Annotated in this window: 10 protein-coding genes; 3 read left to right on the top strand and 7 right to left on the bottom strand. The window is 66.3% G+C overall.

The annotated features are described in order from the left end of the window. The first annotated feature begins 39 nt into the window (after positions 1–39). The 3 genes from JOY90_RS09675 to JOY90_RS09665 are packed head-to-tail and all read left to right on the top strand — an operon-like array spanning position 40 to position 3,326. Positions 40–792 (top strand): substrate-binding domain-containing protein, encoded by a 753-nt coding sequence (locus JOY90_RS09675; protein ID WP_291690913.1) that lies wholly within the window; start codon positions 40–42, stop codon positions 790–792. Positions 793–804: 12 nt separating this feature from the next. Beyond that, positions 805–1,677 (top strand): fumarylacetoacetate hydrolase family protein, encoded by an 873-nt coding sequence (locus JOY90_RS09670; protein ID WP_291690912.1) that lies wholly within the window; start codon positions 805–807, stop codon positions 1,675–1,677. A gap of 23 nt (positions 1,678–1,700) precedes the next feature. Next, on the top strand, positions 1,701–3,326 hold the full coding sequence (locus JOY90_RS09665) for a thiamine pyrophosphate-dependent enzyme (protein WP_291690911.1): 1,626 nt from the start codon (positions 1,701–1,703) through the stop codon (positions 3,324–3,326). Between the two features lie 16 nt (positions 3,327–3,342). Here the strand turns inward: JOY90_RS09665 and alkB are convergent, their stop codons facing one another. The 7 genes from alkB to JOY90_RS09630 all read right to left on the bottom strand — a co-directional run. Then, on the bottom strand, positions 3,343–3,996 hold the full coding sequence (alkB, locus tag JOY90_RS09660; RefSeq protein ID WP_291690910.1) for a DNA oxidative demethylase AlkB: 654 nt from the start codon (positions 3,994–3,996) through the stop codon (positions 3,343–3,345). Further along, positions 3,993–4,739 carry a 2OG-Fe(II) oxygenase gene (locus JOY90_RS09655; RefSeq protein ID WP_291690909.1) on the bottom strand — a complete coding sequence of 249 codons (747 nt, stop codon included), beginning with the start codon at positions 4,737–4,739 and terminating at the stop codon, positions 3,993–3,995. Before JOY90_RS09655 ends, alkB begins: the two co-directional genes overlap by 4 nt. A 142-nt stretch (positions 4,740–4,881) precedes the next feature. Further along, positions 4,882–5,568 (bottom strand): DUF2848 domain-containing protein, encoded by a 687-nt coding sequence (locus tag JOY90_RS09650; RefSeq protein WP_291690908.1) that lies wholly within the window; start codon positions 5,566–5,568, stop codon positions 4,882–4,884. Continuing rightward, entirely contained in the window at positions 5,561–6,907 is a 1,347-nt protein-coding gene (locus JOY90_RS09645; RefSeq protein WP_291690907.1) for an amidase, read from the bottom strand. The genes JOY90_RS09650 and JOY90_RS09645 overlap by 8 nt, the downstream gene beginning before the upstream one ends. A gap of 15 nt (positions 6,908–6,922) precedes the next feature. Then, positions 6,923–7,243 carry a hypothetical protein gene (locus JOY90_RS09640; protein WP_291690906.1) on the bottom strand — a complete coding sequence of 107 codons (321 nt, stop codon included), beginning with the start codon at positions 7,241–7,243 and terminating at the stop codon, positions 6,923–6,925. A gap of 4 nt (positions 7,244–7,247) precedes the next feature. After that, positions 7,248–8,588 carry an acyclic terpene utilization AtuA family protein gene (locus JOY90_RS09635; protein WP_291690914.1) on the bottom strand — a complete coding sequence of 447 codons (1,341 nt, stop codon included), beginning with the start codon at positions 8,586–8,588 and terminating at the stop codon, positions 7,248–7,250. Further along, the coding region (locus JOY90_RS09630) for an ABC transporter ATP-binding protein (RefSeq protein ID WP_291690905.1) at positions 8,588–9,169 on the bottom strand (582 nt) is incomplete at its 5' end. The genes JOY90_RS09635 and JOY90_RS09630, both read right to left, overlap by 1 nt.

The following is a 9,169-nucleotide window of genomic DNA, read 5'->3' as shown; positions in this document are numbered from 1 at the left end:
CCGAGGTTCGTTGCCGACGTCACGGTTGCGGACTAGAAGATGAGATCGCTCGCGCTCCTCGCGGCGACGTTAGGGATCATGATCTCGGGCATGACCGCAGCAAGAACGACGGAACTGAAACTGGTCATCGGCGGCTCGCTGGCGCCGTTGATGAAGACGCTCGGTCCCGAATTCGAGCGGGCATCCGGCCACACGCTCTCGATCCATTTCGATTCCACGCCCAACGTCGTCAAGCTGATCAATGCCGGCGTGCCGCTGGATGCAGTGCTGGTGCCGGCCGACGTGTTCAGGGATGCGGACGCCAGAGGCCATTTCGTCGCTGACAGCATCGCCGACACCGCGCGCGTCGGCTTTGGCGTGATCGTCCGCGCCGGCGCACCGAAGTCTGATATCTCGACCGCTGAAGCCTTCAAGAAAACGCTGCTCGGCGCGTCATCGGTCGCCTCCACGCCGTCGAGCGCGGCCGGCAGCACCATCGCCAAGGTTTATGAGCGTCTCGGCATCGCCGCTGAGATGAAGGCCAGGACCAGGGCGCAAGCGATGCCGACGGACATCGCGCCTGCGGTCGCCAGGGGCGATGCGGAACTGGGTATCTTCCTGACTAACGTGTTCAACGCGCCTGATATCGAGCTGGTTGGCCCGTTTCCGCCCGAGTTGCAGCAGGAGTTGGTGTTCACCTCCGCCGTCGCCACAGGCGCCAGCGAAGCCGATGCGGCGAAAGCGTTCGTCGACTATCTGAAGACCCCCGCCGCGATTGCGGCGATCAAGGCCGCGGGCATGACGCCCGGCTAGACAGGACATGGCATGACCTCCCCTCGCCTCGCCACCTATTCCATCGATGGATCGATCCGATATGGCGCCGTCACCGATGCTGGCATCGTCGATCTCTCCGCCCGCTTCGCCAGCAGCTATCCGACATTGCGCGAGGCGATCGCGGCCGGCGCGCTTGCGAAACTCGTGGAAGACGTGACGCAGCATTCGGCCGATCATGCGTTGGATGCGATCACATGGCTGCCGCCGATTCCCGCACCGGAAAAGATCATCTGCGTCGGCGTCAACTATCCCGACCGCAACGCCGAATACAAGGACGGCTCGGACGCGCCGAAATATCCGTCGATGTTCATACGGACGCCGCGCTCCTTTGTCGGCCACGAGACGCCGCTGGTGCGGCCGCGTGTCTCCACGCAGCTCGACTATGAGGGCGAGGTCGCCATCGTGATCGGCAAGGCCGGCCGGCACATCCCGGAAAGCGCGGCGCTCGATCACATCGCGGCGCTCACGCTCTGCAACGAGGGCACGCTGCGCGACTGGGTGCGGCACGCCAAGTTCAACGTCACCCAGGGCAAGAATTTTGAATCCAGCGGCAGCCTGGGGCCATGGATCGTGCCTTATACGGATGAATCTCAGATCGCCGACATCCGCCTGACGACGCGGGTCAACGGCGAGACGCGACAGGACGACCGCACCTCGCGGCTGATCTTTCCGCTCCGCTATCTCCTGAATTACATCTCGACCTTCATCACGCTGGTGCCGGGCGACGTCATCGTCACGGGCACGCCGACCGGCGCGGGCGCCCGCTTCGATCCGCCGCGCTATCTCAAGCCCCGCGACGTCATCGAGGTCGAGGCGGAGGGCATCGGCACCTTGCGTAACGGCGTGGTCGACGAAGCGCAATAGCCTCAAAGAGAACGGACGACGCCATGACTTCCCTGACCGGCGGCGAAGCGATCATGAGCGGGCTCGTGGCCCACGGCATCGACACCGTGTTCGGCCTGCCGGGCGCACAGATCTACGGGCTGTTCGACGCCTTCCACCAGGCGCAGTTGAAGGTGATCGGCGCGCGCCACGAGCAGGCCTGCGGCTACATGGCTTATGGTTACGCGCGATCGAGCGGGAAACCCGGCGTGTTCAGCGTCGTCCCCGGCCCGGGCGTGCTGAACGCGGGCGCGGCGATGCTGACCGCGTTCGGCGCGAACGAGCCGGTGCTCTGCCTCACCGGCCAGGTGCCGACGCCATTCATCGGCAAGGGCCGCGGCCATCTGCACGAGATGCCGGACCAGCTCGCGACCCTGCGCACCTTCGTGAAATGGGCCGAGCGCATCGAATATCCAGGCGCCGCGCCGACGCTGGTCGCGCGCGCGTTCCAGGAGATGCTTTCGGGACGCCGCGGCCCGGTCGCGCTGGAAATGCCGTGGGACGTCTTCACCCAGCGCGGCGAGACGGCGGCGGCGCCCGTGCTCGATCCGTTCCCCGCGCCGCTGCCGGATCGCGACCGCATCATTGACGCGGCAAAGCTGATCGCCGCGAGCCGGACGCCGATGATCTTCGTCGGTTCGGGCGCGATCGAGGCGCGGGAGGAAGTCCGCGAGCTTGCCGAGATGATCGACGCGCCGGTGGTCGCCTTTCGGAGCGGCCGCGGCATCGTCTCCAACGCGCACGAGCTCGGGCTCACCATGGCCGCGGCCTACAAGCTCTGGCCGACGACGGATCTCATGATCGGCATCGGCACGCGGCTGGAATTGCCGACGATGTCCCGCTGGCCCTTCCGCCCCGACGGATTGAAATCGGTGCGCATCGACATTGATCCGTCCGAGATGCGTCGCGCGACGCCCGATGTCGCCATCGTCGCGGATGCCAGGGCCGGCACGGGCGAGCTTGTCGCCGCCGTCGGCAAGGCCGGCTACACCAGGACGGCCGGTCGCCGCGCCGCGATCCGCGAGGCCAGCGCGGTGGCGCTGAAGGAAATCCAGAAGGTGCAGCCGCAGATGGCCTATCTGAACGTGCTGCGTCAGGTGCTGCCATCCAACGCGATCGTCACCGATGAACTGTCGCAGGTCGGCTTCGCCTCGTGGTACGGCTTTCCGGTCTACGAGCCGCGCACCTTCATCACCTCGGGCTATCAGGGCACGCTCGGCGCGGGCTTTCCGACTGCGCTAGGCGCCAAGGTCGCCCACCCCGATACGCCCGTGGTCGCGATCACCGGCGACGGCGGCTTCATGTTCGCTGTCGCCGAGCTTGCGACCGCCGTGCAATACGGTATCGGCGTGGTGACGCTGGTGTTCAACAACAATTCCTACGGCAATGTGCGCCGCGACCAGCGCACACGCTTCGAGGGCCGTGTGGTCGCCTCCGACCTGGTCAATCCGGATTTCGTCAAGCTCGCCGAATCCTTCGGCGTCGCCGCGAGCCGCGTCACCTCGCCCAATCAGTTCCGTGCCGCGCTCGAGAAGGCGTTGGCGCATGACGGGCCATATCTGGTCGATATCGAGGTGCCGCGGGATTCCGAGACGACGCCCTGGACGTTCATTCACCCGGCGAAGCCTTGACGCCGAATTACCAGCATCAGCGTGCGCGGCGGAAGGTGAGATTGATGCGCCGGCGGCCGAGCCGCGCGTGCTCGCCGTCGGCGAGCGGCGCCACGCCGTGATACACGAGCCGCGATGGGCCGCCCCACACCACGACATCGCCGTGCCCCAGCCGGTAGCGCACGGTCTTGTCAGCGCGTTTCAGGCCGCCCCACAGGAAGATCGCGGGCAGGCCCAGCGACACCGAGACGATCGGCTGATCGTAATTTTTCTCGTCGCGGTCCTGATGCAGCGACAGTTTGGTACCCGGCTCGTAACGATTGATCAGGCATGCCTCCGGCCGGAAACCGGCAAAGCCGGCTTGCGCAGCGGCTTCCCCAGCCAGCTTACGAAAGATCGACGGCATGGCAGGCCACGGCTTTCCGGTGGTGGGATCGATCGCATCATAGCGATAGCCGCTGCGATCGGAGACCCAACCGAGACTTCCGCTATTGGTCATCGCCACCGACATCTGGTGGCCACCGGGCGTGAACATGCGGCGGAACGGCGATTGCGCCACGATGGCATCGATCGCGGCAATCAGCTCGCCGTCGATCGCGCGCGCAAAGCCGCGCAGCAGCCGCGCGCCGTCGGTCATGGCTTCCTCGGCCGGTCCGGCGCTGCCGATGCTCTCGAACAAGTCAGCCGTCATTTGGCATCATGAAAAATCACACCAACAGTGTGACGCTTGCCGGAGCGAAGGCGACTGACGCCGTGACGCAGGTTGACACGGTAAGCGCCGCGCGTGCCCTGCACAGGACGATGATGCACGGCAAAGGCCACCCCATCGCCCTGCCTGAGCGGCACCACTTCGGCGCGTGACTGCAGCCGGGGCCGCTGCTCGGTCAGTACGAACTCGCCGCCCTCGAAATCGCGGCCCGGCTCCGACAGGAGGATCGCGACCTGGAGCGGGAACACGTGCTCGCCATAGAGATCCTGGTGCAGGCAGTTGTAGTCGCCCGCCTCGTATTGCAGCAGCAGCGGCGTCGGTCGCGTCTGGCCCGCGTCGTGGCAGCGCTTCAGAAAAGCCTCGTGACGATCGGGATAGCGGATGGCGATGCTCATCGCCTCGTTCCAGCGGTTGGCGACTCCTTGCAGCCGGGCATAAAGCAATGGCCGCAGTTCCGCGATCAGTTCGGGCAGCGGATAGGCGAAATATTTGTACTCGCCGCGGCCGAAACCGTGACGACCCATCACGATACGGCTGCGGAACTGTGCATCATCAGGATAGAGCGCAGCCAACGCGCTACATTCCCCGGCCGTGAGCAAGTCTCTCAGGACGGCGCAACCCTGCGCATCGAGATCGGTTTCGGCTTGCGTCCAGTCCACCGCGCCAACGCGGGCGGTGATATCCAAGGACGGAACCGGGCGGACCGTTTTGGCTGTGGCTTTCATGCCTGCAAATCTGGAGGACGACAGCCCCTTTTGCCACCCGATTCCCGATAGTTCCGTCGTCATTGCGGAGCGAAGCAATCCATGGTTCAGCGCATACCGACGGATGGATTGCTTCGTCGCTTCGCTCCTCGCAATGACGGCGCTATCCTCTCACTGGAAGAATGATCACGTCATAGGCGTGGCGAAGGCTGCGTTTCAGCACGGGATCTTCGAGCTCGTACTCGAAGCGATCGGCGGCGCGGATGCCGCCCTTGGCGGCGAAGGTGCCGCCGAACATGGCGCAGCCGTCCGGCAATTTGCCGTCCTCGAAACCCTGCCGGAGCAGATCCTCGACCGGCAGTATCTCGTCGAGCGTGCCCTCCTGGTAGAGCTCGCGCTTGCCGCTGATCCAGGCATGGGCGCGCAGCACGAGCTGGTCCCAATGGCCGATGACATCCTCCAGCTCCCAGAGCACGGACGCGAGCGGCTTGTCGCACATCTGCTTGGAGACGGTGATGTTGTAGCTTTCCACCTTGCGGTCGGTGTGATCGGAACCGAGACCCACGAAGGTGCGGCCCTGCCATCCGATCAGCACGAACTCGACCTCGCCGCTGGAATGATGGCCGCAGACCTCGATCGAGTTGTCCTGGGTCAGCCGCCGCGCCGAGACGCGATAGTAGATCGGGGTCGAGACCGGGCGGGCGATGCCGATGGCCTCCAGCTCGGCGATGTGCTTGTCGCGGGCCACCGGGTCGCGGCCGGTCCAGCCGGCGATCACCGCCTGGTCGATGGCAAGGGTCAACGGAGTGGTGGTGCCCTGGGCGTCGACAGTGAAGGTGAGGTCAAACATGGATGGCGCCTTCCATTCCGGCGGCGAGCTCGAAGATGCGGCGGTCGGCGCCGCCGGGCGCCGCCAGCATCAGGCCGACCGGCGCCTCGCCCTCGCGATGGCAGGGGATCGAGATCGCGCAGCCGTCGATCATGTTGATCATCGAGGGATTGCGCAAGGCGCGCATGTTCTCTCTGGTGTACGCCTTGTCGTCGGCGAGATCGGCGATGCGCGGAGGCGTGTTGGCGGTGGTCGGCAACACCAGCGCATCGTACGGCGCAAGCCGGGCCGCGGCGCGCGCAATCAGCGACCGCCGCGCGGCGACAATGTCGATGTAGTCGGCAGCACTCATGCCCTCGCCGCGCAGGATACGAACGGCGACGCGCGGATCGTAGGTGTCGCCCTTGCTGGTGATCAGATAGCGGTGCCAGGCATAGCTTTCCGCCGCCGAGAAACCGCCCTTGCCGTTCATGACGCCGATATCGAGGAATTCAGGCATCTCGATGTGCTCGATCAGCGCGCCCGCGCGCGACAGCGTTTCCAGCGTCCGCTCGAATGTCTTGGCGACCGCCTCGTCCAATTCGTCCATCACGACCGTCATCGGCACCGCTAGCCGCATGCCCTTGATCGGGCGGGGCGCAAGCGGCGCGATCGGCTCGTTGGCCAGCACGGCATCGAGGATGGCGCAGCATGACACCGAATTGGCGAGCGGTCCAAAGCTGTCGAGCGACGACGACAGCGGCACGCCGCCGTCGAGCGGCACGCGGCTTTGCGTCGGCTTGTAGCCGACGATGCCGTTGAAGGCCGCCGGTATCCGGCAGGAGCCGCCGGTGTCGGTGCCGAGCGCGCCATAGGCCATGCCGTCGGCAATCGAGACCGCGGCGCCCGAGGACGAGCCGCCCGGCACGTGGCCGACCTTGCGCTGCCAGGCGCCCTTCGGCGTGCCGTAATGCGGATTGATGCCGATGCCTGAATAGGCAAACTCGGTCATGTTGGTGCGGCCGATCACGATGAAGCCGGCGCGGCGCAGCCGGGCGACCGCGGGCGCATCATTCTCGGCGGGCGCGGAATCCGCCAGCGCGCGCGAACCGGCGCGGGTCACCTGCCCCTTGATGTCGAACAGGTCCTTGATCGAGACGGGAATGCCGGCGAAGCGCGACGGCGCCGCATTGGCCTTGCGCAGCCGGTCCATCGCGTCGGCAGCCTCCAGCGCAGCTTCCTTGTCGACATGGATGAAGACCCGCCGGCCTTCGCCGGCCGGATCGGCGATCCGGGCGAGACACTCCTCCGTCAGTCTTCGCGCGCTGGTGCGGCCTGTCTCCAGATCATCGGCGAGCGCGGGAAGGGTCGGATGAGGCATGAAGGTCTCGCCTGGTCAGGAGTGATCGGAAGGCGCCTCGATCTCCAGATCGAGCAGCGCCGAGCTAAGCGATTTGCCGTGGGCATCGAGCGCCAGCGAGCGCGTCACGCCGCCGCCGAGCGCGTAGCTCATCACGAAATTCAGCGCCGCGATGTTGGGCAGCTCGTAGCGCACCACCTCGCCCTCGGCGACGCCGGCGAAATGCGCCTTCACCCGCGCCGCCGTGACCTGCTGCAGGAGCAGTAGATAGTGCTTCGGGTCGAAGGCGATCACGGAGATGTTGGAGGTGTTGCCCTTGTCGCCGGTACGGGAATGGGCGAGCTCGCGCAGCTTCATCGCTTCAGCCCTCGACGAACTGCACGCGCGGCTTTGCCAATTCGCGCGGCAGCAGCACGGACGCAACCGCGACGACGTCGCGCGCCGACTTCCAGGCACCGCCGCCGCCGGCTGGGCCGTTGGTGTAGAGCGTCTCGACCTCGTTGCCGATCCGGATCGCTTCCTTGAGGGTCTCGGTGCGGCCGGCGACGCGGACACGCACCTCATAGGGCTCGTTGGCGTGGGCGGAGACCTGCGGACCGTGCAGGGAATCGACTCCGATCAGATCGAAGCGCAGCTCACTCGCGGCGACACCGGTCAATTTCAGCCGCTCCCGAACGATGTCAAGCGCCAGCCGCCCCCGCGCCAACGCGCCGGGACCGGCATAGGAGATCTGCCCCTCGCCGATGAAGCTGTCGACATAGCCGACCGAGACTTTCAGCGTCCCGGTGCGCCTGGTGCCGCGGCCGCCCGAGAGGCGGACGCGATCGGGCGCGATCTCTTCCACTGTCACCTGGGAGAAATCCGCCACCACGTCCGGCTGCAAATACTGTGTCGGGTCATGCACCTCGTAGAGCAACTGCTCCTTGCAGGTCTGCGCGGTGATCGCACCGCCAGAGCCTGCGACCTTGGTCAGCAGCAGCGAGCCGTCCTCGCCGACCTCCCCGATCGGGAAGCCGAGCCGCGCCAGATCGGCGACATCCTTGTAGCCGGGATCGGCGAAATAGCCGCCGGTGACCTGTCCGGCGCATTCGAGCAGGTGACCGGCGACGGTGCCCTGCCCCAGCAGATTCCAGTCGTCCATCGCCCAATCGAAGGCATGGATCATCGGCGCCAGGAACAGCGCGGGATCGGAAGCGCGGCCGGTGATCACCACGTCCGCGCCTGCGCGCAGCGCCTCGGCCATCGGCTCGGCGCCGAGATAGGCATTGGCGGAGAACAGGCGATTGCCGAGCTGCCGGACCGTGCCGTCGAACTCCAGGATCGGGAAGTCGGCGGCCTTGCAGGCCTCCAGCACGTCGTCGCCGACAACCGCCGCGATCTTCAACGTCGACAGCCCGAGCGAGCGCGCGATCTCGGCGGTCTTGCGCGCTGCGGCTTCCGGATTGGCCGCGCCCATGTTGGTGACCATCCTGATGCCCTTGGCGGCGCAGAGCGGCAGCACCGTGCGCATCCGCTCTTCCAGCAGCGGATCGTAGCCGCTGTCGGGATTCTTCATCCGCGCCTGCTGCGCCAGCGCCACCGTGCGCTCGCCGAGGCACTCGAACACGAGGTACTGGATCTCGCCCTTTTCGGCGAGCTCGACCGCGGGCTCGATACGGTCGCCCGAATAGCCGGCCCCGGAACCGATCCGGATGGTGCGCATCATGTCAACCCGAAATAGGCGCGGTGCAATTCCTCGTTGCCGCTCATCTCGGCCACCGTCCCGGAGAAGCGGATGCGCCCGCCCTCCAGCACGAAGACGCGGGTCGCGACCTCCAGGAAACCGATATTCTGCTCGGCAATCAAGAGGGCCAAACCGCGCCCGCGCAGATCGCTCAGAATCCGGATCACTTCCTTGACAAACAGCGGCGACAGCCCGGCCGAGGGCTCGTCCATCACCAGCAATCTGGGCTCGGCCGCAAGCGCCTTGGCGATGCCGAGCATCTTGCGCTGGCCGCCGGAGAGGCTGGAGGCCGGGTTGCGGCGCTTCTCCCGCAACGCCGGGAACAGGCCGTAGAGCTCCTCGACCCGCGCACCGGAATGGGCATGGCCCAGCGCCTGCGCGCCGATCCGGATGTTCTCCTCGATCGAGAGATCGGGAAACACCGCCAATTCCGACATGTAGGTCATGCCGCGCCGCATCCGGTCGGAGGAACGCATCCGCGTCAATTCCTCGCCACCGAGCCGGATGCTGCCGTGGCGCGCGTCGACCAGGCCCACCAGCGATTTCAGGAACGTGGTCTT

Source organism: Bradyrhizobium sp., from assembly GCF_019242285.1.
Lineage (GTDB): Bacteria > Pseudomonadota > Alphaproteobacteria > Rhizobiales > Xanthobacteraceae > Bradyrhizobium.
This window is presented reverse-complemented; position numbering and strand designations above follow the sequence as displayed.